Source organism: Peribacillus sp. NPDC056705 (assembly GCF_043656335.1).
The window spans coordinates 861-2747 of sequence record NZ_JBHTYI010000089.1; the positions used below are offsets into that span (position 1 = coordinate 861).

General features: G+C 52.7%; 2 protein-coding genes and 1 pseudogene (1 of these 3 cut by a window edge). All 3 read left to right on the top strand.

All coding sequences use genetic code 11. From position 1 onward, the window contains the following. A pseudogene (locus ACFRAK_RS27520) lies at window positions 1-242 on the top strand (glycoside hydrolase family 125 protein) (its annotated part extends 860 nt beyond the left edge of the window); the annotation flags it as partial. Between the two features lie 58 nt (window positions 243-300). Continuing rightward, entirely contained in the window at window positions 301-1581 is a 1281-nt protein-coding gene (locus ACFRAK_RS27525) for an ABC transporter substrate-binding protein (RefSeq protein ID WP_023959811.1), read from the top strand. A 42-nt stretch (window positions 1582-1623) separates the two neighbouring features. Beyond that, a partial coding sequence (locus ACFRAK_RS27530; protein WP_394572963.1) for a carbohydrate ABC transporter permease occupies window positions 1624-1887 on the top strand: 264 nt, incomplete at its 3' end.

Here is a 1887-nt window from a genome sequence, read left to right on the forward strand (position 1 = left end):
ATACGCCGGATCAATACATCTGGCATATTGCGCTCGCGATGCAGGGCATGACCGAGAAGGACCCGGAGGAACGACAGCGCCTGCTTGAACTGCTGCTGGCAACGGACGGCGGAACCGGGCTCATGCATGAGGGATTTCATGTAGACCGGCCTGAGGAATATACCCGGCCATGGTTCTCGTGGGCCAATATGATGTTTTGCGAGCTGGTGCTATGGTGCTCCGGTATCACTGTTAAACGGTAAACCTGTGGTTAAACGTAGTGGTGAACGAGGAAGGAATCCAATAGGGGAGGGTTAACGAATGAAGAAGCAGTGGAAAATCGTATGTTCGGTGATGATCGTAATTGGACTTCTTGTGGGCTGCTCAGGAGGCAGCGGCGGCACGAGTGGAGAGGGATCGAGTGGTGGTAAAACCGTACTCACCTTCTGGGGTGACTGGGGTGGAGAAGGGCAGGACCAGATCCAGACGATGGTGGATGCATTTAATAAGTCCCAGGATAAAATCGAAGTGAAATATGCCTTGCAGCAGGATGTGGTAACGAAGTTTCTGACCGCAGCCACGAATGGAGGAACGCCGGATCTCGTGTTCTGGGACCGCTGGCGGACTGCACTCTATGCTCCGAAGAACGTGCTTCACCCCGTGGATGAATACCTGGAGCGCGACGGCGTCAACAAGGAAGATTTTTACGACGAAGCACTGAAGGAACTCACCTATAATGACAAACTGTATGGGTTGCCGTTGACGGTGGATGCGCGGGCCTTGTTCTATAACAAGAAAATGCTGAAGGACGCTGGACTTGAGCCTCCAACGAACTGGGGAGAGCTGGAGACGGCCGCCAAAGCCCTGACGAAGTGGAACGGAAGCAAGCTCGAAACAGCGGGGTTATCGATGGGTGATCCGGGGCTGTTCAGCATGTATTTGCAGCAGGCGGGCGGAACGATGCTGACCCCCGACAACACGATGAACCTGAATAATGAGCAGGGCTTGGCGGTGCTGGACTTCTGGGGCCGTTTACTGAATGAAGGCAAGGTGTATAAGATCGGTTTCGAGGATGGATTGGGAGAAGGCACGGATGCGTTCGTAACCGGAAAAGTCGCGATGCTGTACTCCGGACCGTGGATGCTGAGCACTTATGATAAATACGGGAAAGACCTTGAATATGGCATCGTGCCGCCTCCTGCTGGGCCGAATGGTGATAAAGGAAGCGTCATGGGCGGCTTTGGTCTGGTCATTCCGCAAGGCTCCAAGCATCCGGAGGAAGCGTGGGAATTTATGAAATGGTGGACGGCCAACAAGGATAATGCCGTGTTATGGGCCAAGACCAGCCAGAATATGCCAGGATTCAAACCGGCGTTAGAAGATCCGTTCTTCGCCGAGGATCCGAAATGGATTCCGTTCATGGAGACGCTGGAATTCGCGAAGACAAGGCCGACGCATGCCGGATATTCCGTTATGGAGGAGAACGCGGTGATTCCGAATCTGGAACTGTTCATGCAGAACAAGCAGAGTGCAGAGGAGACGCTCCGGCTCAGTCAGGAGCAAGGCGACAAGCAGCTGAAAGAGAATGCCGTTACCCGTTAAAAATGCCCTTGGAACACAAGGACTACAGAAAGGAGCATGAGCATGACCTCCGCCACGAAACCAGTCAGCGCAAGACCTGCTTCCGTTACGAAACTTGGCAAACACCAGGCTAGAATGGGTTACTTGTTCATCATGCCAACGATGCTATTATTTGCGGTATTCATGGTGATCCCGGTCGTGATGGCGTTATATTTGAGTTTTACGAACTATGATGTGCTTAGCTCGAACGATTGGGTCGGGATGGATAATTACAGACGTCTGATCGGTGATGATCTGTATTGGAAGACCTTCGTTAACGTGATGCTC